The 22,977-nt window shown below is 68.6% G+C and carries 26 protein-coding genes; 14 read left to right on the top strand and 12 right to left on the bottom strand.

Features of this window, described 5'->3' with window-relative positions; all coding sequences use genetic code 11:
• The first annotated feature begins 72 nt into the window (after nucleotides 1–72).
• The 4 genes from K8O92_02290 (at nucleotide 73) to K8O92_02275 (ending at nucleotide 5,164) form a co-directional block, all read left to right on the top strand.
• Complete coding sequence (locus K8O92_02290; GenBank protein ID UAK35386.1) at nucleotides 73–2,064, top strand: MFS transporter; 1,992 nt, start codon at nucleotides 73–75, stop codon at nucleotides 2,062–2,064.
• Between the two features lie 58 nt (nucleotides 2,065–2,122).
• A complete protein-coding gene (locus K8O92_02285) occupies nucleotides 2,123–2,767 on the top strand; it encodes a PadR family transcriptional regulator (protein ID UAK32870.1) in 645 nt (214 codons plus the stop codon).
• A 182-nt stretch (nucleotides 2,768–2,949) separates the two neighbouring features.
• Nucleotides 2,950–4,152, top strand: coding sequence for an FAD-dependent monooxygenase (locus K8O92_02280; GenBank protein UAK32869.1), 1,203 nt, complete (start codon nucleotides 2,950–2,952; stop codon nucleotides 4,150–4,152).
• An 88-nt stretch (nucleotides 4,153–4,240) separates the two neighbouring features.
• Entirely contained in the window at nucleotides 4,241–5,164 is a 924-nt protein-coding gene (locus K8O92_02275; protein UAK32868.1) for a LysR family transcriptional regulator, read from the top strand.
• A 12-nt stretch (nucleotides 5,165–5,176) separates the two neighbouring features.
• On the opposite strand, the gene K8O92_02270 is transcribed toward K8O92_02275, so the two are convergent.
• Nucleotides 5,177–5,968, bottom strand: coding sequence for a helix-turn-helix transcriptional regulator (locus K8O92_02270; protein ID UAK32867.1), 792 nt, complete (start codon nucleotides 5,966–5,968; stop codon nucleotides 5,177–5,179).
• Between the two features lie 85 nt (nucleotides 5,969–6,053).
• Here K8O92_02270 and K8O92_02265 point away from each other — a divergent pair, with 85 nt between their 5' ends.
• Nucleotides 6,054–6,497 carry a hypothetical protein gene (locus K8O92_02265; protein ID UAK32866.1) on the top strand — a complete coding sequence of 148 codons (444 nt, stop codon included), beginning with the start codon at nucleotides 6,054–6,056 and terminating at the stop codon, nucleotides 6,495–6,497.
• 104 nt (nucleotides 6,498–6,601) lie between these two features.
• Here K8O92_02265 and K8O92_02260 read toward each other — a convergent pair whose 3' ends face one another.
• Nucleotides 6,602–7,324 carry an HNH endonuclease family protein gene (locus K8O92_02260; protein UAK32865.1) on the bottom strand — a complete coding sequence of 241 codons (723 nt, stop codon included), beginning with the start codon at nucleotides 7,322–7,324 and terminating at the stop codon, nucleotides 6,602–6,604.
• 668 nt (nucleotides 7,325–7,992) lie between these two features.
• Between K8O92_02260 and K8O92_02255 the strand changes: the two genes are divergently transcribed.
• The gene (locus tag K8O92_02255; protein ID UAK32864.1) at nucleotides 7,993–8,865 is read left to right on the top strand and encodes a haloalkane dehalogenase; all 873 of its coding nucleotides are present in this window, start codon (nucleotides 7,993–7,995) and stop codon (nucleotides 8,863–8,865) included.
• Between the two features lie 64 nt (nucleotides 8,866–8,929).
• Nucleotides 8,930–9,790 carry an RNA polymerase sigma factor gene (locus tag K8O92_02250; protein UAK32863.1) on the top strand — a complete coding sequence of 287 codons (861 nt, stop codon included), beginning with the start codon at nucleotides 8,930–8,932 and terminating at the stop codon, nucleotides 9,788–9,790.
• A gap of 18 nt (nucleotides 9,791–9,808) precedes the next feature.
• Here the strand turns inward: K8O92_02250 and K8O92_02245 are convergent, their stop codons facing one another.
• On the bottom strand, nucleotides 9,809–10,486 hold the full coding sequence (locus K8O92_02245) for a phosphate uptake regulator, PhoU (GenBank protein ID UAK35385.1): 678 nt from the start codon (nucleotides 10,484–10,486) through the stop codon (nucleotides 9,809–9,811).
• A gap of 492 nt (nucleotides 10,487–10,978) precedes the next feature.
• Between K8O92_02245 and K8O92_02240 the strand changes: the two genes are divergently transcribed.
• Nucleotides 10,979–11,374: a nitroreductase family deazaflavin-dependent oxidoreductase gene (locus tag K8O92_02240; GenBank protein UAK32862.1), complete on the top strand. Its 396-nt coding sequence runs from the start codon at nucleotides 10,979–10,981 to the stop codon at nucleotides 11,372–11,374.
• A 70-nt stretch (nucleotides 11,375–11,444) separates the two neighbouring features.
• Nucleotides 11,445–12,536: an ionic transporter y4hA gene (locus tag K8O92_02235; protein UAK32861.1), complete on the top strand. Its 1,092-nt coding sequence runs from the start codon at nucleotides 11,445–11,447 to the stop codon at nucleotides 12,534–12,536.
• A gap of 41 nt (nucleotides 12,537–12,577) precedes the next feature.
• On the opposite strand, the gene K8O92_02230 is transcribed toward K8O92_02235, so the two are convergent.
• Together K8O92_02230 and K8O92_02225 are read right to left on the bottom strand one after the other, a co-directional pair.
• Nucleotides 12,578–12,958, bottom strand: a complete 381-nt coding sequence (locus tag K8O92_02230; GenBank protein UAK32860.1) for a DUF5313 domain-containing protein — start codon at nucleotides 12,956–12,958, stop codon at nucleotides 12,578–12,580.
• On the bottom strand, nucleotides 12,955–13,446 hold the full coding sequence (locus tag K8O92_02225; protein ID UAK32859.1) for a MarR family transcriptional regulator: 492 nt from the start codon (nucleotides 13,444–13,446) through the stop codon (nucleotides 12,955–12,957). Before K8O92_02225 ends, K8O92_02230 begins: the two co-directional genes overlap by 4 nt.
• Before the next feature lie 119 nt (nucleotides 13,447–13,565).
• On the opposite strand from K8O92_02225, the gene K8O92_02220 reads away from it, so the two are divergent.
• Nucleotides 13,566–14,567 (top strand): DUF418 domain-containing protein, encoded by a 1,002-nt coding sequence (locus K8O92_02220; GenBank protein ID UAK32858.1) that lies wholly within the window; start codon nucleotides 13,566–13,568, stop codon nucleotides 14,565–14,567.
• Nucleotides 14,568–14,725: 158 nt separating this feature from the next.
• Here K8O92_02220 and K8O92_02215 read toward each other — a convergent pair whose 3' ends face one another.
• Together K8O92_02215 and K8O92_02210 are read right to left on the bottom strand one after the other, a co-directional pair.
• Nucleotides 14,726–15,184 (bottom strand): hypothetical protein, encoded by a 459-nt coding sequence (locus tag K8O92_02215; protein UAK32857.1) that lies wholly within the window; start codon nucleotides 15,182–15,184, stop codon nucleotides 14,726–14,728.
• Nucleotides 15,185–15,801: 617 nt separating this feature from the next.
• Nucleotides 15,802–15,996: a hypothetical protein gene (locus tag K8O92_02210; GenBank protein ID UAK32856.1), complete on the bottom strand. Its 195-nt coding sequence runs from the start codon at nucleotides 15,994–15,996 to the stop codon at nucleotides 15,802–15,804.
• A gap of 113 nt (nucleotides 15,997–16,109) precedes the next feature.
• Between K8O92_02210 and K8O92_02205 the strand changes: the two genes are divergently transcribed.
• From K8O92_02205 to K8O92_02195, 3 genes are read left to right on the top strand one after another with little or no spacing between them, the layout of a single operon-like run.
• Nucleotides 16,110–16,547, top strand: coding sequence for a hypothetical protein (locus K8O92_02205; protein ID UAK32855.1), 438 nt, complete (start codon nucleotides 16,110–16,112; stop codon nucleotides 16,545–16,547).
• Between the two features lie 22 nt (nucleotides 16,548–16,569).
• Complete coding sequence (locus K8O92_02200) at nucleotides 16,570–16,725, top strand: DUF6131 family protein (protein UAK32854.1); 156 nt, start codon at nucleotides 16,570–16,572, stop codon at nucleotides 16,723–16,725.
• 11 nt (nucleotides 16,726–16,736) lie between these two features.
• On the top strand, nucleotides 16,737–16,910 hold the full coding sequence (locus tag K8O92_02195) for a CsbD family protein (protein ID UAK32853.1): 174 nt from the start codon (nucleotides 16,737–16,739) through the stop codon (nucleotides 16,908–16,910).
• Nucleotides 16,911–17,010: 100 nt separating this feature from the next.
• Here the strand turns inward: K8O92_02195 and K8O92_02190 are convergent, their stop codons facing one another.
• The 3 genes from K8O92_02190 to K8O92_02180 all read right to left on the bottom strand — a co-directional run bounded on the left by K8O92_02190 (nucleotide 17,011) and on the right by K8O92_02180 (nucleotide 18,635).
• Nucleotides 17,011–17,739, bottom strand: a complete 729-nt coding sequence (locus K8O92_02190) for a VIT family protein (protein UAK32852.1) — start codon at nucleotides 17,737–17,739, stop codon at nucleotides 17,011–17,013.
• 67 nt (nucleotides 17,740–17,806) lie between these two features.
• Nucleotides 17,807–18,181 carry a hypothetical protein gene (locus K8O92_02185; GenBank protein UAK32851.1) on the bottom strand — a complete coding sequence of 125 codons (375 nt, stop codon included), beginning with the start codon at nucleotides 18,179–18,181 and terminating at the stop codon, nucleotides 17,807–17,809.
• A gap of 64 nt (nucleotides 18,182–18,245) precedes the next feature.
• Nucleotides 18,246–18,635, bottom strand: a complete 390-nt coding sequence (locus tag K8O92_02180; GenBank protein UAK32850.1) for a PPOX class F420-dependent oxidoreductase — start codon at nucleotides 18,633–18,635, stop codon at nucleotides 18,246–18,248.
• 158 nt (nucleotides 18,636–18,793) lie between these two features.
• On the opposite strand from K8O92_02180, the gene K8O92_02175 reads away from it, so the two are divergent.
• Complete coding sequence (locus K8O92_02175; protein ID UAK32849.1) at nucleotides 18,794–19,777, top strand: sigma-70 family RNA polymerase sigma factor; 984 nt, start codon at nucleotides 18,794–18,796, stop codon at nucleotides 19,775–19,777.
• Nucleotides 19,778–19,849: 72 nt separating this feature from the next.
• On the opposite strand, the gene K8O92_02170 is transcribed toward K8O92_02175, so the two are convergent.
• Nucleotides 19,850–21,799, bottom strand: coding sequence for a UvrD-helicase domain-containing protein (locus K8O92_02170; GenBank protein ID UAK32848.1), 1,950 nt, complete (start codon nucleotides 21,797–21,799; stop codon nucleotides 19,850–19,852).
• 136 nt (nucleotides 21,800–21,935) lie between these two features.
• Nucleotides 21,936–22,973 carry an AraC family transcriptional regulator gene (locus K8O92_02165; GenBank protein UAK35384.1) on the bottom strand — a complete coding sequence of 346 codons (1,038 nt, stop codon included), beginning with the start codon at nucleotides 22,971–22,973 and terminating at the stop codon, nucleotides 21,936–21,938.
• Between the last annotated feature and the right edge of the window lie 4 nt (nucleotides 22,974–22,977).

The following is a 22,977-nucleotide window of genomic DNA, read 5'->3' as shown; positions in this document are numbered from 1 at the left end:
ATCCAAGCGGCAGAGTCCCATACTGGGCTGATGGCTGGTTCGGTAGCTGTGGCCGCGGACCCGGTTGCCCCGATGGGCAGGGCCAAGACCAACATCGTCTTCGGCACGATCGTGCTCGGCATGCTGATGGCGGCGCTGGACCAGACCATCGTGTCCACCGCGCTGCCCACCATCGTGGCCGATCTCGGCGGTGCGGGGCACATGGCCTGGGTGGTCACGTCGTATCTGCTCGCCGAGGCGGTGGCGACGGCGCTGGCGGGCAAGCTCGGCGATCTGTTCGGCCGCAAGCTGGTATTCCAGGTCAGCGCGGTGATCTTCATCGTCGGGTCGATGATCGCGGGCTTGGCGAACGGCATGCTGTTGCTGGTCGCCGCCCGCGGCATCCAGGGCTTCGGCGCCGGTGGACTGATGGTCACCTCGATGGCGCTGATCGCCGACATCATTCCGCTGCGGCAGCGTGGCAAGTACCAGGGCGCACTCGGGGCGGTGTTCGGCGTGACCACGGTGATCGGTCCGACGCTGGGCGGCCTGTTCACCGACCACGCCAGTTGGCGCTGGTGCTTCTACATCAACGTGCCGGTCGCCGTTGTCATGATCGCGTTGGCGGCGCGCACCATCCCCCGGGTGCGGGCCGCGGCCAGGCCGATCATCGACTACGCGGGCATCGGTCTGGTGGCGCTGGGCGTCTCCTGCTTGATCCTCGGATTGGAATGGGGTGGGGAGCAATACGCGTGGGGTTCGCCGACAATCATCGGCCTGTTCGCCGGGGCGGTGATCCTGCTGGCCGGGTTCGTGGCGGTGGAGTCGCGAGCCGCCGAACCGATGCTGCCGATGGGGTTGTTCCGCAGCCGGGTATTCACGGTGTGCTCGATCCTCAGCTTCATCGTCGGCTTCGCGATGCTCGGCTCGCTGACCTACCTACCCGCCTATCTGCAATACGTGGACGGGGTTTCGGCCACCATGTCCGGCGTGCGCACCCTGCCGCTGGTGGCAGGCCTGTTCGCCACGTCGATCCTGTCCGGACAGGTGGTCGGCAAGACCGGACGCTACCGGTACTTCCCGATCGCGGGCACGCTGGTCATGGCACTCGGGCTGTACCTGATGTCGACCATGGGCCGGACCACCAGCACTTGGCTGGAGTCGCTGTACATGCTGATCCTGGGTCTCGGCATCGGCCTGGCCATGCAGGTGCTCACCATCGTCGTGCAGAACACCGTGCCCTACGCCCAGCTGGGCACCGCCACCTCCGGGGTCACCTTCTTCCGCACGCTCGGGAGCGCCTTCGGCACAGCCGTTTTCGGCACCCTGTACAGCAACGAGATCGGTCCCGCGCTCGCCGATGCCCTGACTCGCTCGCGTGTGGTGCCGCCGGAGGTCGCGGCGGACCCGCAGGCGTTGCGCGCACTGCCCGCCGAGCAGTCGGCTCCCCTCATCGACGCGTACGCGGACTCCATCGCTCACGTGTTCTTCTGGGTCGTACCGGTCGCGCTGGCCGGATTCGTGATCGCGTGGCTGCTGCCCGAAGTGCCGCTGCGCGACAGCGCGCGAGCGGGCGCGGGCGATGTGGGCGAAGGGTTCTCGGTGCCCGACTCACCGGATCGGTTGGTGCAACTGGAACGGGCTATCGCGGGCACCATGCGCGGGGCGGGAGCCGAGCACCCGATCGGCCCGCGCATCCTCGCCGAGGCCGACAGCGACCTGACGCGTGGGGAGGCATGGGCGCTGGGACAGGTGTATCTGCGCGACCGGGTGATCGGTGCGGCGACGCTGGCCGAGATAGCGCGGGCGCACCGGTTGCCCGACGAGGTGATCGAACCGATCTACGACCAGGTCGGCGCGGAGGGGTATCTGACGCGCGAGGGCGAACGGTTGCGGCTCACCGACTCCGGCGCGGCCGAGATCGATCGGATCAAGGCCGCTTGGCGGCGCTGGCTCGACAGCAGGCTCGACGATTGGAACGAAGCCGATCCCGCCGACCGCGCCCTGCTGGACCAGGCGCTGACGAACATCGCCACGAAATTGCTGGAAGACCACACGCGCGAGCAGGAAACGGTGCCCGCCTGAGCGCTTGCGCCCGAATACTCGCACACGTATATTCGTGAACGAGTAGGGAGGCGCCGCTATGAAGAAACGCAAGGTGGACAACCTGCTGGCGCTCGCGGTGCTGTCGGTGATCATCGAGCGTCCGATGCACCGCTACGAGATCGCGCAGACCTTGCGCGAGCGGGGCAAGGACCAGGACATGGCGATCAAGTGGGGCTCGCTCTACACGGTCGTGCAGAACATGGCCAAGGTCGGTTTCCTCGAAGTGGTCGGCAGCGAACGGGCCGGTGCGCGGCCGGAGCGGGTGATCTACCGGATCACCGACGCGGGCCGCGCCGAGATGGCCGATTGGACCAGGGAACTGCTGTCGACTCCCGAGCAGGAACATCATCGGTTCGTCGCGGGCCTGTCCATTCTCGCGGTGCTCCCGCCCGCCGAAGTGGTCGACCTGCTCGGCACGCGCCTCGAAGCGCTGAAACGGACGATCGAGCGCCTGCGCGGTGAACTCGACGGCTTGGCGGGCACGCTGCCTCGCCTGTTCATCGTCGAGTCCGAGTTCGCGCTCACGATGCTGGAAGCCGAGGCGGCATGGACGCGTTCGCTGCGCGACGAGCTGACCGGGGGCACCTTCCCGGGGCTGGAGCAGTGGCGCGCGTGGCACGACCGCGGCATGCCGCCATCCGAGGTCACCGAACTGGTGGAGAGGGGGATGGCCGAGAACTAATGCCGGAAATCGGGCCCGGCGAGGTGCGGCAACACCGCCGCCGGGCCCGATCGAAACAGTCTCGAACCGCGCCCGCGAACGCGCACCCGGCTACAAGGCTGGCAACCACAGGATAACCGGGTGGGTGACGCGCGTCGGTTCGGGAACCGAAACCCCGTATCGCACGAATCCTGGAGACACCCATGTCCGAAACACGTACCGCCCTGGTGATCGGTGGCGGAATCGCCGGCCCCGTGGTCGCGACCGCCCTGCGCAAAGCGGGCATCGAAGCTCGCGTCTACGAGGCTTATCCCGGCCCTTCCTATGGCATAGGCAGCGGGCTCGCCCTCGCGCCCAACGGCATCGCCGCCCTCGACATCATCGGAGCGGGCGACCCCGTCCGTGCGATCGCGCAACCGGTGTCGAAGATGAACATGGCGGTTGGAGACAAGGTGCTCGCATTGCCCGGCCTCGCCGATGTGCCTCCCCTCCAACTGGTCGATCGCAGCGAATTGCACCAAACGCTGCACCGGCACGCGGTCGCCGCGGGGGTGCCGTTCGAGTACGACAAGCGCCTGGTCGATGTAGGTGAGCGGGAGACGGGCATCGTCGCCCGGTTCGCCGACGGCAGCACGGCCACCGCCGACGTGCTGATCGGCGCGGACGGCATCCGCTCGACGGTGCGCACGTTGATCGACCCGGACGCGCCGGGCCCCGCCTACACCGGCATGCTGGGTTTCGGTGCGATCACCGAGTGCGCCGCCGACCTCGCGCCCGACACGATGACTTTCGCGTTCGGCAAGCGGGCGTACTACCTGTACTGGCCGGTCGGCGACGGCCGTGTCGCGTGGGGAGCGAACCTGCCGCACAAGGAGTATCTGTCGCTCACCGCGGCGCGGGCGATCCCGAACGCACACTGGTTGGAGATCCTGCGCGAGACCTACCGCGATGACACCCCTGGCGGCGAGTTGGCCCGCCGTACCACCGAGGAAGAGCTGGAAGTGACCGGCGCGCTGCACATCATGCCGCCGGTGCCGCACTGGTATCGCGGACGGATGGTACTGGTGGGCGACGCGGTGCACGCCCCGTCCAACAGTTCCGGCCAAGGCGCGTCGCTGGCGATCGAGAGCGCCGTGCAGCTGGCCCGCTGCCTGCGTGATCTGCCCGCCCCGGAGGCGTTCGCCGTCTACGAGCGCTTGCGGCGCGACCGTGTGGAGGGTATCGCCGCTCGCGCCGCGAAGATCAATCACAGCAAGACGCCGGGGCCGGTGGCGCGCAGAGTAATGCGGCTGCTCATGCCGCTCATGGCCAAGACCGTGATGAAACCGGAGAAGACCATGGGACCCGAGCAGCGCTACCGCATCGATTGGGACGCGCCGGCCGACAGCGAGCTCGCGGCGGCCTAGGAGCACCGAGAACGCCCGCCGGTCCGGCCGATCGGCTGGACGGCCCGTTCCTGCGCGACTCGCGTCAGCGGAAGAATAGAATTTCGCTGTGAGCGATAGGGATTCCGATGGGAATGTCGATCTGAACCAACTGCGCACGTTCTTGGCCGTACACCGGGCCGGATCGATCACCGCGGGAGCGCGGCTGGTCGGGCTGTCCCAGCCGACGGTAACCGGGCAATTGCAGGCGTTGGAGAAGCGGCTCGGCGCGCGACTGTTCGAGCGACTGCCGCGCGGCGTGTCGCCGACCGCGGCGGCGACCGAGTTGGCGGCGCGCGTCGCCGCGCCCCTGGACGCGCTGGACACCGTAGCGGGCCCGGACCACCGTGCCGAGCCCACGCCCCAGCCCGCCGTGCGGCTGGCCGGGCCCGCCGAGTTCCTCGCGGTCCACGCGCTCCCGGCGCTCGCGCCGCTGGTCGATCGGGGCGTGCGGCTGGCGGTCGCCGCCGGGCTGTCCGACGATCTGCTCGGCGGCCTGCGCGCGGGACACTTCGACCTGGTGGTGTCGACCGTCCGCCCTCGAGGCCGGACAGTGGTCGCCGAACCACTGTGCGACGAGGAATTCGTGCTCGTCGCCGCGCCGCCGATCGCCGCGCGAGTCGACGGCGAGCTGTCGCGGGCCAAGGGCCCGGCCGCACTGTCCGGTATCCCACTGGTCAGCTACGCCCCAGACCTGCCGATCCTGCGGCGGTACTGGCGGCACGTCTTCGGTGTCCGGCTCGCCGCCGAGGCCGCGGTCGTCGTCTCCGACCTACGCGCGGTGGCTTCGGCGGTCGCGGCGGGCGCGGGGATCAGCGTGCTGCCGCGCTATCTCTGTGCCGCCGAACTGGATTCCGGAGCGCTTGTCACGCTGCTGGAACCGGACGACCCGCCGATCAACACGGCGTTCCTGGTGCGTCGTCCCGGTCCCGCCGCCCGCTCGCACGTCGAGCTGGTCTATCGCCGGCTGCTCGCGGCGGCGCGGGGCTGGTGAGCGCCATCCGGCTCAGCGCCGTGCCGCGCGGTCGCGCAGGATGCGCGCGGTCTGCTCGTCACCGGGCAGGAACGCCTCGAGCTGCAACTCCGCGAGCGTGACGTCGACGGCGGTCGCGAACGAAGTGAGTGTGGTGATCAAACGCAATTCGCCTTCAGCGCAGCGCAGGCGCAACGGCACCGCGAAACCGAGGTGGTCCGGACCGGGATCGGCCTGCGGTAGATAGGTTTCCAGCTCTTCGACGAGTTCGTCCAAGGCTGGATCGGGGCTGCGTGCCATCCGGTTGCGCAGCGCCTCGGTGATATGTTTCCCCCATTCCGGCAGGTTGAGCACGCGGGCGGCCAAGCCGTCCGGGTGCAGCGCGAGCCGGAGCACGTTGACCGGCGGCTCCAGCAACCAGGGGGCGGCCCCCTCGGTGAGCACGTCGAAGGCGGCGTTGGCGGCGACCAGGATGCCGTAGGGCTGTACGACCAGCGCCGGGTAGGGCTGATGGCCGTCCAGGATGGCGCGCAACGCCTCCAGCACCGGCGCCAATTCCCGGGTGTCGAGTTCCGTTTCGGGAAAGATCGGCGCGAATCCCGCGGCCAGCAGTAGTCCGTTGCGCTCACGCAGCGACAACTCCAGTGATTCGGCCAGTCGCACCACCATGGTGCGTCCCGGACGTGAGCGGCCCTGCTCCAGGAAGCTCAGATGCCGCTGCGTGGTGTCGGCGCGGATCGCGAGGTCGAGCTGGCTGACCCGGCGCAGCGTCCGCCAATGCTCGAGCTGCCGGGCGAACCCGGTGGACTCGGTCGCCGTCGTCATAGCAGCAGTATCGGGCGCTGCGCTGTCGCTCGCCATACCCTGCGGGGAATCGCACACGCTTCGGACGAGGACGAAACTCTGCCGCATGAGCAATGAACTCGATGAGCAGGAACTCGCGCGTTTCGCCGAACAGTACGTCGCGTTGTGGAACGAGCCCGACGCCGCGGCCAGGCGCGAGCGGATCCGGCGGCTGTGGTCCGAAGACGGGGCGCAAGTACTGGTGGACCCACCGGAGGCGATGCGTGAGGCGCTGGCCGCGCTGTCCTTCCCGATCCCGACCGTGGAGATCCGGGGTCACGAGGCGCTCGCCAAGCGCGTCGACCGCGCGTACGACGAGTTCGTCGCCTCCGGCGAGCACCTGTTCGCGTCGAAGGAGCCCGCGGTGCTGCTGTCGGTGAACCTGATCGGGCTCACCTGGCACATGGTGACCCATGCCGACGGCGCCGTCGTCGGCGGTGGTTACGACGTCATCGCGCTCGACGACGACGGCCGGATCCGATGGGACCACCAGTACATCGGCGTCGCGTGACGAACGCCGTCACTTACCGTTCGGAGCCGTGACGTCGCAAATCCGTGCGGTCGGGCGCGTACGGCATGATCCGTTCGGAAGGTGGCGTTCGAGTTCCGTGCGGCTCAGGGGCAGGCGGTCAGAACTCGCACCATGGCGTCTTTCTCCGCCGGGGTGACCCAGAGCTGGTAGGCCGCCTTCACCTGGATTTGCCTCGTCAGATACGCGCAGTGGTAACCCTTGACCGGTGGCAGCCACTCGGCCGCGTCGGAGTCGCTCTTGGACTGGTTGGTGGGCCCGTCGACGGCTTGCAGGTTCAGCGGATCGTTGGCCAGGTCACGGCGGCGCTCGGCGGAAAGTTGTTGTGCGCCTTTCTGCCAGGCGTCCGAGAGCGCGACGACGTGATCGATCTGCACGTCGTCGGAAGACCTTGTGCCGCGCTTGAAGTTGATGGTCTTACCGGTATAGGGGTCGGCGAGCGTACCGGTGGAGACGATGCACTTGCCCGATTTGAAGGTCTCGTCGGTGAGGTCGCGCTGGAGAATGTCGTTGCGGGTGTCGCAGCCGTTGTTGCCCCCGGGCACCGACACATTGTCCGACCAGGGCGGCCCGAATTCGTCGCGGCTGTAGCCGGTTCTGGGCGCGCGCTCGGCGACGCGCAGGGAGTTCAAGAGGGCGAGGGCGTCGCGACCGGGGATCGGGGCGGGCGCGTCGGCGCAGGCCCGGCCGCCGGGACCACATTCCACCGCCGTCGATTCGCTGGGCCGAATGGAAGAGCAGGAGAGCAGTCCGGCGGAAGCCGCGACCGTTACGCCGATCAGAGCCAACCGCTGCGCTGTGGACTTCATCGCACTCCCTAACGCCGAACCCCAGTGAAACTGTAACCGGCGTCAACGTATCCAGTGCCGGGGTTCGCACAACCGAACGGCGCGTATGAGATTCGGCACAGCTGTGGGATAGCGGCGGCAGGCCAGGGCTGGTGGGCAGAAGAGTGGGGCCGCCCCCGAATCGCCGTGCCGGCGCCGATTCGGGGGCGGTTTATCACGAGGAGGCCTGGGGAGCCGCGCGGTTGTGCGGATGGTTGTCCACTCCGAAAACCGCACTGGGACGACACCACGGGGCTGATGAGGGGGAGGTCCCGAGGTGTCGAGCCGCGCCTGCTCCGGACTCACTCGTGATGATCAGGGGTGATCGGGATCCGGTCCCGGTGACCAGGGGAGATACCTCTCCGTGGACGTCGGCACGAGTCTCGATCACGCTTGGTTCTACGTATCAGAACAGTAGATATGTGCGGTGTAGATTGGCAAGTTCGTTCCCAAGGTCCGGAAAATTTCTCAGCCGATCTTCAGTTTCGGCCATGCAACTACTGCATGAGTACGGATGTTTCCGTGGGATGACGGCGCGGTCGGGACCGAAAGATGTGACCATGCTCACGGGGGGACCGGTCACAGGCAGCGGAGATCGCGTGTCGAAACGGATGCAGGCGAGCAATTCCGCCACCCGAAAGGACCGCATCATGCCCACCGTCGACGTACTCGACTCGTTCCTCAGCTACCGCGACACCGGCGTGGGGGAGACCCCCGTGGTGTTCCTGCACGGCAATCCGACCTCGTCCTATCTATGGCGCAATGTGATTCCGCATGTCGCGGACCGGACCAGAGCACTGGCGCCGGACCTGATCGGGATGGGGGAGTCGGGTAAGCCGGACAGCGGCTACCGATTCACCGATCACGCCGCCTATCTGGACGGCTGGTTCGACGCGCTCGGCTTGGACCAGGTGGTGCTGGTCGGGCACGACTGGGGCGGCGCGCTCGGCATGGACTGGGCCGCTCGGCATCCGGATCGCGTGCGCGGCATCGCGCTGATCGAGACGTTCCTGCGGCCGATGCGCTGGGAGGAGTTGCCTTCGCTCGGCGCCGAACTGTTCCGGAAGTTCCGCTCCGCCGAAGGAGAGCGAATGATATTGGAGGAGAACACTTTCATCGAGTTCAACCTGCCGAAGGGCGTCGCCGACCTGGCGGCCGAGGACCACGACGTGTACCGGGCGCCGTATCCGACTCCGGCATCGCGCAAGCCGCTGCTGGTATGGCCGCGGGAGTTCCCCCTGGACGGAGAACCCGCCGACGTGGTGGCACTGGTCCGGAACTACGGCGTGTGGGCCGCCGCGACACCGGACGTGCCCAAACTGTTGATGGCGCTGGAGAACGGCGTAGGGCTGGGATCGGCGGAAGTGATCGACTGGGCCGCGAACGCCTTCGCGAGCGCCGAGGTCGCGCCGATCGGCCCGGCGGGCCACCACGCGCCGGAGGACCGGCCGGAGGAGATCGGCCGGGCGGTCGCGCGGTGGCTCGACCGGCACGCCCTGATCGCAGCGGCTGCCCGGTCGTGACCGCGCCCGCGGTGTGACCCGGCGGCGCTTGCGCCGACCGTGACGCGGGCCGAATGATGGCCGGATGAGCACTGAGCACGACCGGGTCGCGGCGGAGGAGAAGGCCATGGTCGCCCGCGCGGTCGCGGGCGACCGGGACGCCGTCACCCAGGTGGTGCGCCTGCTACAGGACCCGCTCTACCGGCTGGCCCTGCGCATGGTCTGGCGGCCCGCGGAGGCCGAGGACGCGACGCAGGACATCATGGTGCGCGTCCTCGACCATCTGCACACCTGGCGCGCCGAGGCTCGGCTGCTCACCTGGGCCTACCGCATCGGCGTCAACTATCTGCTGAATCTGCGGCGGCAGACCCCGCAGGAGGCCGCGCAACTGAGCCTGGACGCCTACCGGGACGGGCTGGCGGACGGATTGTCCGAGGCGGACTATCGCGGACCGGAAGCGGTGCTTCTGACCGCCGAGGTGCGGCTCACCTGTAGTCAGGGCATGCTGCAATGCCTGGCCCGCGACGAACGGATCGCCTTCGTGCTCGGCGACGTGTTCGAACTGAGCTCGACCGAAGCCGCCTGGATCCTCGGCATCACCCCCGCCGCCTATCGAAAGCGATTGCAGCGAGCGAAGAAACGACTAGGGAACTTCCTGAACGCGACCTGCGGCCTGGTCGACCCGGCGGCGTTCTGCCGCTGTTCGCGCCGAGTGGACCGAGCACTCGCTCTCGGGCGCGTCGACCGGCGTACACCGGTGTACGCGCGCCATCCGGTCAGCGTGGGTGGCCGCACCGCGGCCGAGGCAGAACAGCAGATGATCCGGTTGCACGACGCCGCTTCGGTGCTGCGTGCCCATCCGGATTACGCCGCACCGCAGGCGAAGATGGACGCGATCGCGGGGCTGCTCGGTTCCGGACGCTTCCCCTTGCTCGACGGGGCCTGACCCGCGTTCGGCTGCGGCTCATTCCTCGTCGGCGGGCTGGGCGGTCGGGGGGATTCCGGTGTCGAGGAAGCGGATGAGCCGATCGATGCGTGCCGTGTGGTCGACACAGCGCTCCAAGTGGTGCCCCAGCAACGCGATATCCATCGCCACTTCGGTGGATGGCTGGGACGCTTGGTCGCGCAGCGCGGAATCGAGTCGCTCGTGCAGGGTTTCCATCGGGCGTCCGGGGGGCGTCTGCTCGGACAGCGCTTGGTGACCCGCGACCGCCTGCCCCGCCAACGCGGTGCGCTCGGCCGCCAGCTTGCCCATCGCGGCCAGGATGTCCAGGATGGGTTGCCGCGCCACGTGTCCGGGATGACTCTGGTACACCTTGTCGGCGACCCGGCTGACGAGCCAGCCGATGCGGGACAGTTCACCGGCGATCTGGATCGCGGTTACCACGTGCCGTAGGTCGCGCGCCACCGGCGCCTGTAACGCCAGCAGCACCACGGTGCGCGCCTCGCACGCGCCGTACATCTTCTGCAACTGCTCGTCGAGTGCGAAGACCTCGTAGGTCGCGGTGAGGTCGGCGTCGACGAGCGCGTCGGTGACACGCTCGACGGCGTCGTGGGCGAGCGTGCACATCAGCGTCAGATCATTCGTCAACGCGATGAGCTCGGCAGTGAACTGGGTGCGCACCGCCAAATTCTCACCTATCGACGGGCACGGGGTCGATTCCTTGCCGGATGTTCTTCTATAACGACATCGACTCGGCGCCCGCGGCGATCGACTACGCCGCGCGGAGGATCGAGTCTTTGCGGCCGCTGCGCGTAAAACGCAGTTCCGCCCGTGGTTTCGCGCCCTCACACCGGTCGGGCCGACGCGCGAATGCGACGTCTCCGCTCGGGCCCGGCTCTCGGAATCGTGCTGGTCGCCGCATAGTCAGGCGGAGCCTCGAGAGATATTGCCGCGCTGCATATCAGTGTCGAAGATCACAGAGATGTTGGTGTGTATGGCAACTCGCCTATCTGCTCGAGCAGGTCTCCCGAGCCCGGCGCGGTCGCTCGGACGGCCGATACCGCGTGATACCGCGGGCGTCGCGTCCGGTGTTCGGCGCCTGTACATGCGCGTGCCGGTGCCCTGCTCGACGCCCGAATCGCCCAGGCCGCGAAGCCCACCCACCAGTGCCGCCGGTGTTACCGTCGCGGCATGCCGAACTTGCGCGATATGCAGCATCGGGTGGTGACGGCGTTGCAGCGCCGGGTCGGCAACCCGATCCTCCGCACACTGCCCGGACAGACCCTGTTGGAAACCACCGGCCGGATCAGCGGGCAGCCGCGGATCACCCCGATCGGCGGACGAAAGGTCGGGCGGGAATTCTGGCTGGTCTCGGAGTTCGGCGAGCGGTCGCAGTACGTCCGGAACATCAAGGCCGACAATCGGGTCCGGCTGCGGCTGCACGGCCGCTGGCACACGGGCACCGCGCACCTGTTGCCGGACGACGATCCGCGTGCCCGCCTGGTCGCGTTGCCGCGCGCCAACAGCGCGGCCGTCCGGTTGGTCGGCACCGATCTGCTCAGCTTGCGCATCGATCTGGACGATTGAGCCCGCGGCCGGGTGGCGGAGATTGATCACCCGACCAGGATGCGGATAATTTGCTGGGACGATGGTGGGCATGATCCGTGTGTTGCTTGCCCGCTGGACCGTACTCGTACCACTCCTCGCAGTCCTCGCCCTCGCGGCGACGTGGGGCCGAAGTCTGCCCGGTGTGACGGTGACGATCGTGGTGCTGGCGTTGATCGGGGCGGTGCTCGCCGCGGTGCACCACGCGGAGGTGGTCGCGCTCCGGGTCGGTGAACCGTTCGGCTCCCTGGTACTCGCGGTCGCGGTGACAGTGATCGAGGTCGCGCTCATCCTCACACTGATGAGCCAGGGCGGCGACAAGACCGCCACTCTGGCTCGCGACACGGTCTTCGCCGCGGTGATGATCACCTGCAACGGCATCTTCGGTCTTTGCCTGCTCGTGGGAGCCCTGCGGCGGCGAGTGGCCGTGTTCAACGCCGAAGGCACCGGAGCGGCGCTGGCCACCGTGGCGACGCTGGCCACGCTCAGCCTGGTGCTGCCGACCTTCACCACGAGCAAGCCCGGTCCGGAGTTCTCGCCCGCGCAGCTGGCCTTCGCCGCGGTGGCCTCGCTCGCGCTGTACGGGTTGTTCGTGATGGTGCAGACCGTGCGTCATCCGGACGACTTCCTGCCGGTCGAGGCGGACGGCGTGGTCACCGAGAGTGACGAGCACGCCGAGTCCCCCAGCGTGCGCGCAGCGGTGGCCGCTCTCGCTCTGCTGCTGATCGCCTTGATCTGCGTGGTGGGTCTGGCGAAGGTGGTCTCGCCCGCCGTCGAGACGGCCGTCGAATCGGCGGGTCTACCGCAATCGGCGGTCGGGGTGGTGATCGCGCTGCTGGTGCTGCTGCCAGAGACGCTGGCCGCGGTACGGGCAGCGCGCCGCGATCAGGTGCAGATCGGTCTCAATCTGGCGCTGGGTTCGGCCATGGCCAGCATCGGCCTGACCATCCCGGCGATCGCCGTGGCGAGCATCTGGCTGGAGGGCCCTCTGGTACTGGGTCTCGGCTCGACCCAGATGGTTCTGCTGGCCCTCACCGTCGTGGTGGGCGGGCTGACGGTGGTTCCGGGGCGGGCGACACTGCTGCAAGGCGGCGTCCATCTGGCGGTGTTCGCGGCGTTCGTGGGTCTCGCCGCCAGCCCCTAGGTGGAAACCACCATCACCGGACCCGCTGCGGAGCGCGACAGTCAGCGCGGGTGCTGGGCCGCGTACCTCGCGCGCTCCCGGGCTCGGCGCTGGGCTCGCCGCGCATTCTCCAGATCGGCGGGCAACCCGTGCTTCGCGAGCCGGTGCGCGCGGTTCATCGGCATGAAAGCGACGGTGTAGAACAGGGCCAGCAGCAGCGCGAGCAGGACCATGGCGCCGCGCAGCCACAGTTCGCCGGGGAACAGCAGGAATGCCGCGAACAGCGGTGTGAAGGGCACCATCCCGCGCAGAACGTGCCTGGCGGCGGCGAATCTGCCGGTCAAGTCGTCGCGTACCCATTCGCGCATCGAATCGGGCAGACGTCGTCCGAGGGCATAGCCGATCCACTGGATCGGACCGGGCCGTCGCCGCTCTCGGGTCATGCCTGGGCTCCTCGGTGAGGGGACAGGGCGTCGGGCTCGGTGAGCACCGACCGGCGGGCCGCCTCGTTCACCCGGGTGAGGGCTTCGCGCAACTCCTCGAGGTCGGCCAGGGTGACGCCGAGGCGGCGCACGACGGCGGGCGGGATGCGCTCGGCTCGCGCGCGCAGTTCGGCCCCGGCCGGGGTCAGATTCACCACCAGGTTGCGCTCGTCGCGGTTGTCTCGTTCGCGGCTGATCAGCCCGGCGGCTTCGAGGCGTTTGAGCAGCGGCGACAGGGTGGGTGAGTCCAGCTGGACGGCCTCGGCGATCGCTTTGACCGACATCGGCGCCTCGCCCCACAGCGCGAGCATCACCAGATATTGCGGGTGGGTGAGGCCGAGCGGCTCCAGCAGCGGCCGGTAGACGGCCAGCACCGCGCGGTTCGCCACCGCCAGCGCGAAGCAAACCTGCCGATCCAAACGCAGGGGATCGTCGATCTCGCTCTCCATCGAGCCTCCTTGGTCCGCATTCAAGTTATCGCATGAACAGTTAGTGCGTTAATCAATGTGTGCGACATCTCGGCCGCGAGAACCCGGTTCCGGGGCGGCTGCTCGATACCGTGAAGTTCATGCACAACGACGCGGATCCGCTACGCATCGAGGAATTGGACGCGGTCCGTGGTTTCGCCCTGTGCGGAATCCTGGTGGTGAACATCTGGCGGATCACCGGGATGGCGGCGACGGATGGGTCGGGGGTGATGCATCCGATCCGGCATGTGCTGTCGGTGGTGTTCGAGGGGCGGTTCTTCCCGATGTTGGCGTTCTTGTTCGGGATCGGCTTCGCCTTGCTCTTGGACAAGGCGGCGGAGTGCGGCGAGCGCCCGCGATTGGTCCTGATCCGGCGCCTGCTCGCGCTCGGGGTCATCGGCCTGGTCCATCAGTACTTCCAGCCGGGGGAGGCGCTGCTGCCGTACGCGCTGGCCGGGCTGGTGGTCCTGTTGCCCGCGTCGGCGCTGCCGAACTGGGTGGTGCTGGTGGCGGGCCTGGCCGGCACCTTCGGCGTAGCGCTGGCACTGGGCGGTGGGCTGGCCCTGGCGCCCGGGTTGTTCCTGCTCGGCCTCGCCACCGCTCGCGCCGGGATTGTGGACACTCTGGACGAGCGGGGGCTGCAGATCGCTGTGGTCTTCGCCCTCGCCTTGCCCGCCGCGATACTGGCGGGCAGGTGGGAGTACCGCACGCCGTATCTCGAATTGTGGTCCACCCCGGCCATCGCGGTGGCGGGCCTATTGGGCGCGCTGGCCTATTCCACCGGGCTGCTGCTGTTGCTGCGCATCGAGCCGGGTCAGGTGCTGGCGGAGGTGTTGCGGCCGCTGGGGCGCATGGCTTTGAGCAATTACGTCGGCGCAACCGCTGTGATCCTGCTCGCCGCACCGCGTCTGGGGTTGTCCGGCTCCGACGACTACGCGACGGTTCTGGGGTCGGCGGTCGCGATCATCGTGGTGCAGGCGGCGCTGAGTGCCCTGTGGCTGCGGCTGTTCGAGTACGGCCCACTGGAATGGGTGTGGCGCTGCGTCACCTGGTGGACGGTGGTGCCGATCCGGCGGGTGCGGATGCCGAGCCGTCCGTACTGATCTCGCGAGGTCACGGGACCACCTGTGTCCCCGCGAACGCGGCACGCGTCACGAAACAGTGGCTAGCAGTCGTCTCGCTCCCGTGCCGCGGCCTGCGGTTCGGCGAGCAGGTGGCCGAACTCGTGTCAGAGTGTGCGCCCGGCCGCGATCGCCATCGCTCACTGGCTCTGTTCGTTCTCGATGCGCCGCAGGACATCCAGCATCGCCAGTACCGAATCCGCGCGGACCGTGCCCTGTCGTAAACCGTCGCGCAGCACCAGCTCGAGCACCTCTTGCTCGGCATTTCCCCTGAGCGCGTTGATCAATGCCAGCTCGCTGCCCCGCGCCGCCGCCAGCTGCGGATCGGTGAACGGATCCAGGCTGTCGAGCCCGAAGTAGCCGCGGAACACCTCCAGCGTCTCGTAGGACGGGTTCACCGCCTGCCCGGTACGCAGCTTCCAGAGGTAGTTGGCGGACAGGCGCGCTCCGGTGGCGCGGTGGATGTCCGCGGCCAGCGCTCGGTGGGTGATCTGCTGCGCGCGTCCGTCTTTGCCCACGGGCGGGTGCATTCCGTTGATGAGCTTGTTGAGAGCCCGCGTGAACGGGTGCGTAGCGTGAACCTCCCCCATGATCAGCATGTCTCCTGTAGTTGACAGGCTATGTGGCGTAGATCATACTCGTCGTGCTCCGCCCGCGGTTGCCGATGCGGTCGCCCCGAAGGCTCGGGGGACCATGAAAGCCTGGCGCTTGGAGCGGCAGCAGGTGGGGCGATCATCGTCGCTCGCCCCATTTCATCGGTGTACACGACAGGGCGAGTGGTTCTCGATACCGGGAATCGAAGCGCCGGAAGGTCGCTCACGCAGCGATTCTGCTCGACCCCGATCCCAGCGTGCGGCCGAGAACCATCGGCGGGCGGGCCGGGGCCGACATGCGCGGCCGTTCAGCGGCCGAGCGCCGTATCGGTGCTCCGTGCGTGCGCACTGGTGTCGGCGATGACTGCCGACCTGGTGGCCAGGGTGCCGCGAGCGCGTGCCGCGACGGTGTCGGCGTCGAATCCGACCAGCTCGGAAGCCGTTCCATGACCGGAGGCCGAGACCGAGCCACTTCTCCCCGGAACCTCTACGGGTAGCGGCACTGCCAGCCCTTCGGCGAGTGAGGTCGCTGGATGCCGGGCGGACTGCCCGCCACGGGACGGAGGCGGTCCCGCCGGTGCCCGCGCAGATCGGTCAGGTAGCCGGGCGGCGGAACGATCCGATCAGGAGGCGGAGGCTCCGGTCCGGCGGATCGCGTCGAGGACTTCGCCGTAGGTGAGGTCGGTCGAGTTCACGAGCGCGCGCTCCGACGGGACGTCGATGTCGACGGAATCGATGCCGTTGACGCCGCGCAGCGCGGATTCGATCGCCGACGCGGACTCACGCGTAACGTTGTGCAGAGTAACTGTGTAGGTCATGCATTTCGCATTGACCGATTCGGCCCGCTCAAACTTTCCTTTTCGTCGCGTTTGACCGCCCGTACGCCGGGAATAGCGGAGTTGTCAAACGACTCGACGCAACAAGGATTGCCATGATCATCATCATCGGGCTCGTCGCCTTGATCGCGGCCGTGATTCTCGGAGTTGCCGCCGTGGTGGGCAACACCGGCCCCGCTCAGCAACTGACGAGCGATTTCGCGGTATTCGACTACCACTTCCACGGTTCCACCGGAGCGCTGTTCGGTTACGGCGTCGTGCTAGGCGCGGTCGGCATGCTCGGACTGGCACTGGTCCTCTCCGGCGCCTGGCGGGTGAGCCGCCGCAGCGCGGCCGCGCGTCGGGAACTCAAGCAGTCACGTCGCGAGATGGCGGCGGTGCGGCGTGATCTGGCGGCGGGCACCCCTGCTCCGGCCGACCGGACTGCCAACGAGCCGGCCTGGCGCCAGTGGCTGCGCACACCGCGTTCGGGCGCTGCCCGAACCGATCGCGGCGCGACGGTGTCGACTTCGAAACCTGTGACCGCGAAATAGTCAAGAGAAAAGGAATACGACAATGATTATCCTCGGCCTCATCCTCCTGGTCCTGGGCTGGCTGCTCGGTATTTCACTGTTGACCACGGCGGGCATCATCGTCCTGATCATCGGGCTCGTCCTGCTGGTGGCCGGCTCGGTCGGCCGTCCGGTGGGTGGCCGCCGCTGGTACTACTAGAGGAATTCGTCATGAAGTTCGAAGATCGCCTCGCGCATCAGGTACAAGCGACTCGGGGCAACGTGAAGAAATTCCTCGGCAGAGCGACGGGAAATTCCCGGTTGGAGGCCGAGGGGCGGGGTGAGCAGACCCGCGGCAACGTCAAGCGCGCCGCGGACAAACTGCGCAACGCGTTCAAGCGCTGACCGCCCGACCGATCGACCCGGTGCCGGGCGGAGGCCGATGGCCTCCGCCCGGCACCGGCGTGCTCCGGGGACGGATGCGTCCGGAATCACGGCTTCCGGCTCAGATTCCGGCGACGTCGGCGGCCTGCCCTATTCCGTAAGTGACGGCCATGGCCAGCGCACCGCCGAGCACGACCCGGACCACGGCCCGGCCACGCGGGCTTCCACCCAGCCGGGCGCTGACCGACCCGGTGAGCGCGAGCGCCGCGAGCACGGCCGCGAAGGTCACCGGAATGCGCGCGGTGACCGGCGGCAGCAGGATGGCCAGCAATGGCAGCAGCGCCCCGAGGGTGAAGGCCACCGCCGAGGAGAACGCCGCCTGCCACGGGTTGGTCAGCTCGGCGGGGTTCAGGCCGAGTTCGGCCTCCGCGTGTGCGGTGAAGGCGTCGTGCGCGGTGAGTTCTTCGGCTACCTTGCGCGCCGTTTCGGGCGTCAGCCCCTTGGCCTGATAGATCCCCTCGAGTTCGGCCAGCTCGTAGTCCGGCTCTTCGCTGAGCTCCCTGCGTTCTTTCGCCAGTAGTGCCCGTTCGGAGTCACGCTGGGTGCTGACCGACACGTATTCGCCCACCGCCATCGAGATCGCGCCCGCCGAGAGACCCGCGATGCCCGCGGTGAACAACGCCGCCGTCTCCGTCGTCGCCGCGGCGACGCCAACGACCAATCCCGCCGTCGACACGATGCCGTCGTTCGCGCCGAGCACACCCGCCCGCAGCCAGTTGAGCTTGGCGGCGAAGCCGTTGCCGTGCGGTTCGTGCGGATGGGCGCCGGAGGCGCTGTTCGTGCGATCCATGCAACGCACACTAATCACCGCCGCGACGCGCGGACGGCAACCGCCGCAGGGCCTCCGGGACGCCCGGTTAGGTGTGGGGTTGGCGGGGAACCGCCAGTGGATGCGGAAGCATCGTGCGGTGGATGATCTGCAGAATCATCAGGAACAGCACCGAAAGCCCGGCAGTGGTGTAATCCCCGAGCAGCACCGCCAGAACTGCGAACCCGCCGAACACGGGAAGCTCCAGCAGCGCGCACCAGCGCAGGATCCGCAGCCGCCTGGCGTTGGCGGCCAGCCGTTGTACGCCGTCGTCGATGATGGTCAGCGCCGTCTCGTACCGCACCATACCGTCACCGACCTGGACGAACATGTGCACCGCTTGGTCGCGGCTGAGTTCGCCGAGCCAAGCCCGGTCGATCAGCCGCTTGCCCTCCTCGGCGACCTCCTTGATAACCGCGTCCATGCGGCCCCCTTCCCAGTCGATCCCGGAGAGTCTAGCGGCCGAATCGAGCCTTCCCAGTGGCGATTCAAGCGGGCGGGAAGAGGTAGAGACGCTCGGGCACGATGCGCACGATCAGCCGCTGCGCCTCGGGTTCCGGTGGGGGAGTCGCGCCACCCATGTACTTGGCGTACATCGCGGTCAGCAGGGTCTTGTCCGGGTCGTCGGTGATCTCGACCCGGCCGCGCACCTCCGCGTACCGGCCGTCGGCGCGGCTGAGCACCAGCAGGCTCACCCGCGGATCGCGCCTCATGTTGCGGGTTTTCAGCCGTCCTTCGATCGTGCTGAACAGCAGGGTGTCGCCGTCGTAGTCGACGAAGATCACCGAGGACTGCGGACGGCCGTCCGCGTTCGCGGTGGCCAGGACGGCGGCGTGTGGGCGGTCGATCAGGGTGCGCACGGTGTCGTCGAGTTGCATCGGAAGTCTCCTCGGTCGGTGCGGGAATCGCGGTGATCCCCGTAATGCCGACCACCCCAGCGACGCGAAGGAATCGGGGGGCGAGCGATTCTTTTTGGCGTCCCGCTCGGTCATATCTGCGACGGCTCACGTTCCGTGGACCGGGAAAGGACCTGCGGATGACCTCGACCAGTGCGCTGCCCGGCGCCGAATTCAGCCGCCGCACCCAGCCGTATCGCCGGGAATTGCTCGCCTACTGCTACCGCATGCTCGGCTCGATCCACGACGCCGAAGACCTGGTGCAGGAGACCTATCTGCGCGCCTGGCGCTCCTACGACACCTTCGAGGGCCGCTCCTCGGTGCGGACCTGGCTGTACCGGATCGCCACGAACGCATGCCTGACCGCGCTGCGGCACCACGGGCGGCGGGTGCTGCCGTCCGGCCTCGGGGCCCCCGGCACGGACCCGACCGCGCCGCCGGTCCTCGCTCCTGCGGACGTCCGATGGTTGCAGCCCCTGCCGGATGCCCTGGTGACGCGGGAGTCGGCGGACCCGGCCGGTGTCGCGGTGGCTCGCGACAGCCTGCGCTTGGCGCTCATCGCCTGCCTGCAACATCTGAACGGCAGGCAGCGCGCGGTGCTGCTGCTGCGCGACGTCCTCGGCCTGCCCGCGGCCGACGTCGCCGACTCGCTGGACACCAGCATCGCGGCGGTGAAGAGCACCTTGCAGCGCGCCCGGGCACGGCTCACGGAGGTCTCGGCGGCCGCGGAGCAGGCGGTGCCGCCGAGCGAGCCCGCTCAACGCGCGTTGCTCGAGGAGTACATGATCGCCTTCCGTCGCGCCGACCCCGCGGCCATCGAACGCCTGCTACACCGCGACGCCGTGCTCGAAATGCCGCCTTCGGGCACCTGGTTCGAGGGCAAGCGCACGTGTGTCGCCTACCTGGCCGAGCAGGTCCTCGGCGCTCCCGGCGAGTGGTTGATGTTCCCGGCGACGGCCAACGGGCAACTCGCCGCAGTGGCCTATCGCCGGGAAACCGACTGCGTCTACCGAGCTTTCGGCATCGCGGTGCTGACCACGACGAAGGACTCCATCATCCGGATCACCGCCTTCGGCGACCCCGGCTTGGTCACCGCCTTCGGCTTCGCCCCTGTCCTCGGGTGAATCGGTACGCGCCGGGCCGCCGACTCCGTGCACGACGCGGGGCGTCGGAAGGCCTGACGACCGCGGGTTCCGCTATGCCCGGTCGGCCCCCGAACGATCGTCTCGGATGCCGATCCACGCGTAGTCGCGCGCCCTGGTGACCGCGACGAGTTTCTGCCGCTCGGCGAGTTCGGCTCGTTCGCGGCTCGCGCCGGTGCGCGGTTGCGCGCCGCTGGACCAGGTCGGATGGAAGACCGCTGCGAAGTCGAGCCCCTTAGCGCGATGTATCGTCCCGACTTTGACCGCAGCGCACAGTGTCCCGTCGTAGTCCTCCAGGGGCAGCGTGGCGATGCCGACGGCGTCCAGTGCCCCGGCGAGCCGGCTGGACTCCTGGCGCGTGCGGGTGAGTACGGCGATGTCCGACAGCGGTTTCCCGCATCCGAGGATGCCGCTCACGAGCGCGGACTCCAGGTACTGATCCGGCCCACGCCAGATGTGCACCACACCGTCGGGCAGGGTGACGTCGGCGTCGCGCAACAGCACACCGGCCGCCTCGTCGAAATCGCCGAGTGCGTTCACCGCGTCGATCCCGGCGGCGTTCTCCCAGACGCGGCGGCGATTGCGGTAGTTCACCCGCAGGATCTCGCCGCGGCCGCGCAGGTCGATGCCCGCGTCGGCCATGCGCCAGCCTCCGGCGTACACCTGCTGCTGGCCGTCGCCGAGCAGCAGCAGCGGACTGGACCCGTTGCCCCCGGCGATGGCGTGGGCCAGCCGCAGCCCGGCCGGCGTCATGTCCTGCACCTCGTCGACGACGACAGCGTCATAGGGTTCGGCCAGCGGTTCGTTACGGATCTCGGCCAGCGCGACGGCGATCACGTCGCTGTAGTCGGAGATGCCCCGCTCACGCATCTCGTTCACGTACGGGACGTACAGCTTGTGCCACACGTCGGCACGTCGGTCGTCGCCGAGGCGAACGCCGTGGCGTCCGTGCCGCTCCGTGCGCTGGTAGACGTCGAGATCGTTGATCTCGCGCCCCTTGATGACGCGGTCGATCTCCTCCCGCCAATAGCTCTCGTGCGGCTCGATGTCCTCGAAGTCGGATCGCGCTTGCTCCCAGACCCGGCCGAATACTTCGTCGGCTCCGCGCGGATCGAGTTTCGGTGCCGCGATCCGCTGCCCCAGGAAATCCAGGGCCCAGGAATGCAATCCGGCGAACTGGACGCTTCCCTCGGTTCCCGGTGCCAGGCGCCGGAAGTAGGTTTCCTGGCAGTGGGCGAGCGTCTTGACGAACGTGGTGTACAACTGACGCCCGGTTGATCGTTTCGCCTGCCTGGCCATGCGGTGCAGGGCCACGACGGTCTTGCCGGTGCCCGCCGGACCGGCCAGCCGGGCGGGACCGGTGTACGTGCGCGAGACCAGCGATTCTTGTTCGGGATCCAGGAAGGTCATCCAATGCTGGAACGGCATGCCCAGTGCCGCGTCACGCTGGGGGGCGAGCACTTGCGCCCGTTCGAGCAGGGCGAGATCCGGTGGGTCTTGCGTCGCCTCCTCGATCTCCAGCAGATCGTAGTCGCGGGCCGATTGGTGGGCGACGGTGTTCGCGATGGCCCGCACCCGTTTGTGCTTCAACTGCCGGTGCCGTGCACGGACCACTCGATCGAGCTCGCCCGGCTCGGCGACGGCGAACCGGCCGTCCACGCGCGGGCCGAACCCGGCGGGCACGAGCAGGACGATCTGCGTATCGTGGGCGACGACCTTCTCGCGCCCGAACTGCACTCTGCCGAAACGAGCCTCGACGTCGCGGCGCAGCTCGTCGAGCTCCCCCGGCACGCTCTCGGCGAAGCGCAACGCGAAAAGTCCGTTGCCGCAGACCAGCAGCGCATGGGCGCGGCCGGCGGGCGTGCGGGCCGGATCCCGGTGGACGAGCAGGTAGCGCCCCGGCTCCGCCAGCGCGTCGGCGAGGAAAGTCCGCTGCTGCGAGGTGAAGCCGGGAAGGCTGGTCAATGTGTCCGTGACCCGGGAGAGCCAGGCATCGGTGTTCATGGAGTCCCCCTTCCGTTGCACACCTACCCCGTCATCGACGGTAAAGACACGGCGTCGAAGAGGGAATGGGCGCAGAGCTTTCGGAGGCAACCGTTACCGAAACGGGCGAATCGGACACCGGACCGTTGTCGAGCTGTCACCCGAACGTGTTGTGCGAGTGCGCCGTTGTCTGCGCACCGGTGCGTCGCAGTGTGGTAGGCGTTGTGCCCCACCATCTTCGGGCGCACCGGGTGAACGTCGCCTGCTCGGACAGCCCGATCAGCGAGGCGACCTGACTCATCGGCATATCCGTCGTGGTCAGATACCGGCGCGCCGCGTCCCTGCGGACCTCGTCGAGGATCTCGGCGAACGATGTGCGCTCGGCGGCGAGACGTCGTTGCAGGGTGCGCGGGTGCACGGTCAGCAGCCTTGCCACCGCGCCTATCTCGGGTGCGGCCGTGCCGAGCAGTTGCCGGACGGCGGCGCGCACCTGCGGGCCGATCGCCGCGTCCGCGTCGCCGGACTGCTCGGCGAGGAACGCCATGGCCAGCCGGTGCAGGTTCTCGTCACCACCGGTCAGCGGGCGGCTGGCCAGACTGCTCGGCACCCGCAGCGCCGCGAACGGCCGCCCCACGCGAACCGGGGCGCCGAAGAACTCCTCGTAATCGGCGACCGGGGCCTCCGGCCGGTAGGGCAGCTCGACCGAGCGCAGTCCGTAGCGGTCGTCCACCAAGCGCTGGATGGTGCGATGCACGAAGGCCAGCCCCAGATCGGTGCCTTGGACCGGTGTCGGTAGTCCCGGCCGCACGCCGTAGCGCAGCGCGATCACGCCGCGGTCCCCATAGGGGTCGGGCTCCAGCGTCAAACTGAGCGACCGCGCGTGCAGGAACAGATACCGCGCCGAGCATTCGAGCACGTCGGCCAGCGACGGCGAATTCCGGATGGCCAGCGCGAGCGGACCGAGCATGTCCAAATCCTGCCGGTGGGATATCCGCAAGCCCAGGTCGGGGCAGCGCAGCCGGTGCGCTGCCAGTTCCAGCACGGCCGCGACCCGCTCGTCGGGCACCAGTAAGTCGTCGGCGTCCAGGGCGGCCACCGGCAGGCCGCACGCGATGGCCATTGCCTCGGCGTCGCCGCCTAGTTCGGCCACGGTCGCGCGGAAACCGCGTAAGCCCGCCGACCGGATCACCGACATGTCG

The sequence above is a fragment of the Nocardia asteroides genome, from assembly GCA_019930625.1.
In the GTDB taxonomy this organism is placed as follows: Bacteria; Actinomycetota; Actinomycetes; order Mycobacteriales; family Mycobacteriaceae; genus Nocardia; species Nocardia sputi.
The sequence above is the reverse complement of the archived record's forward strand: the minus strand, read 5'-3'. Positions and strand labels throughout refer to the sequence as shown.

What these genes read in the sequence shown, in the direction of transcription:
- K8O92_02290 (UAK35386.1), top strand. Translation starts at nt 73, where the DNA reads ATGGGCAGGGCCAAGACCAACATCGTCTTCGGCACGATCGTGCTCGGC.
- K8O92_02285 (UAK32870.1), top strand. Translation starts at nt 2,123, where the DNA reads ATGAAGAAACGCAAGGTGGACAACCTGCTGGCGCTCGCGGTGCTGTCG.
- K8O92_02280 (UAK32869.1), top strand. Translation starts at nt 2,950, where the DNA reads ATGTCCGAAACACGTACCGCCCTGGTGATCGGTGGCGGAATCGCCGGC.
- K8O92_02270 (UAK32867.1), bottom strand. Translation starts at nt 5,968, where the DNA reads ATGACGACGGCGACCGAGTCCACCGGGTTCGCCCGGCAGCTCGAGCAT.
- K8O92_02265 (UAK32866.1), top strand. Translation starts at nt 6,054, where the DNA reads ATGAGCAATGAACTCGATGAGCAGGAACTCGCGCGTTTCGCCGAACAG.
- K8O92_02260 (UAK32865.1), bottom strand. Translation starts at nt 7,324, where the DNA reads ATGAAGTCCACAGCGCAGCGGTTGGCTCTGATCGGCGTAACGGTCGCG.
- K8O92_02255 (UAK32864.1), top strand. Translation starts at nt 7,993, where the DNA reads ATGCCCACCGTCGACGTACTCGACTCGTTCCTCAGCTACCGCGACACC.
- K8O92_02250 (UAK32863.1), top strand. Translation starts at nt 8,930, where the DNA reads ATGAGCACTGAGCACGACCGGGTCGCGGCGGAGGAGAAGGCCATGGTC.
- K8O92_02240 (UAK32862.1), top strand. Translation starts at nt 10,979, where the DNA reads ATGCCGAACTTGCGCGATATGCAGCATCGGGTGGTGACGGCGTTGCAG.
- K8O92_02235 (UAK32861.1), top strand. Translation starts at nt 11,445, where the DNA reads ATGATCCGTGTGTTGCTTGCCCGCTGGACCGTACTCGTACCACTCCTC.
- K8O92_02230 (UAK32860.1), bottom strand. Translation starts at nt 12,958, where the DNA reads ATGACCCGAGAGCGGCGACGGCCCGGTCCGATCCAGTGGATCGGCTAT.
- K8O92_02225 (UAK32859.1), bottom strand. Translation starts at nt 13,446, where the DNA reads ATGGAGAGCGAGATCGACGATCCCCTGCGTTTGGATCGGCAGGTTTGC.
- K8O92_02220 (UAK32858.1), top strand. Translation starts at nt 13,566, where the DNA reads ATGCACAACGACGCGGATCCGCTACGCATCGAGGAATTGGACGCGGTC.
- K8O92_02215 (UAK32857.1), bottom strand. Translation starts at nt 15,184, where the DNA reads ATGCTGATCATGGGGGAGGTTCACGCTACGCACCCGTTCACGCGGGCT.
- K8O92_02210 (UAK32856.1), bottom strand. Translation starts at nt 15,996, where the DNA reads ATGACCTACACAGTTACTCTGCACAACGTTACGCGTGAGTCCGCGTCG.
- K8O92_02205 (UAK32855.1), top strand. Translation starts at nt 16,110, where the DNA reads ATGATCATCATCATCGGGCTCGTCGCCTTGATCGCGGCCGTGATTCTC.
- K8O92_02200 (UAK32854.1), top strand. Translation starts at nt 16,570, where the DNA reads ATGATTATCCTCGGCCTCATCCTCCTGGTCCTGGGCTGGCTGCTCGGT.
- K8O92_02195 (UAK32853.1), top strand. Translation starts at nt 16,737, where the DNA reads ATGAAGTTCGAAGATCGCCTCGCGCATCAGGTACAAGCGACTCGGGGC.
- K8O92_02190 (UAK32852.1), bottom strand. Translation starts at nt 17,739, where the DNA reads ATGGATCGCACGAACAGCGCCTCCGGCGCCCATCCGCACGAACCGCAC.
- K8O92_02185 (UAK32851.1), bottom strand. Translation starts at nt 18,181, where the DNA reads ATGGACGCGGTTATCAAGGAGGTCGCCGAGGAGGGCAAGCGGCTGATC.
- K8O92_02180 (UAK32850.1), bottom strand. Translation starts at nt 18,635, where the DNA reads ATGCAACTCGACGACACCGTGCGCACCCTGATCGACCGCCCACACGCC.
- K8O92_02175 (UAK32849.1), top strand. Translation starts at nt 18,794, where the DNA reads ATGACCTCGACCAGTGCGCTGCCCGGCGCCGAATTCAGCCGCCGCACC.
- K8O92_02170 (UAK32848.1), bottom strand. Translation starts at nt 21,799, where the DNA reads ATGAACACCGATGCCTGGCTCTCCCGGGTCACGGACACATTGACCAGC.
- K8O92_02165 (UAK35384.1), bottom strand. Translation starts at nt 22,973, where the DNA reads ATGTCGGTGATCCGGTCGGCGGGCTTACGCGGTTTCCGCGCGACCGTG.